The organism is Pseudomonas sp. IPO3778 (assembly GCF_013386825.1).
Classification (GTDB): domain Bacteria; phylum Pseudomonadota; class Gammaproteobacteria; order Pseudomonadales; family Pseudomonadaceae; genus Aquipseudomonas.
On the sequence record NZ_JACARC010000154.1, the window covers coordinates 1 to 317 of the forward strand.

A 317-nucleotide genomic window follows, 5' to 3' on the forward strand; every position below is an offset into this window, starting at 1 on the left:
CGTGCCCAATACCACACCCGCCTGGGCTCCCGCCAGGTCGAACGCCAACAAGCCCAGCGCAACCGTGGTCAAGCCGGTGCCGATCAGCGCGATGATCTGTGCCAGGAACAAATGGCGATAGGTTCTATTGCCGAGAACATCGAACATGGGAAGTTGCCTCGTGCGCACACACATCAGAAGTTATTGCGGCATTGTGACTCCGCGTTATCCACCCAGTACAGATCATTTATCAATAAGTGCACTTGATACTAGAACTTCCCTCCCCCTTTTGTCTGAACGAACGCTGAACCGGTAACAAATTAAGTCATTAAACGTTG

Annotated in this window: 1 pseudogene; it reads right to left on the reverse strand. The window is 52.1% G+C overall.

Going from position 1 to position 317, the window contains the following annotated elements:
- Nucleotides 1–147: pseudogene (locus HX855_RS32995) on the reverse strand (MFS transporter); the annotation flags it as partial.
- Nucleotides 148–317 lie beyond the last annotated feature (170 nt).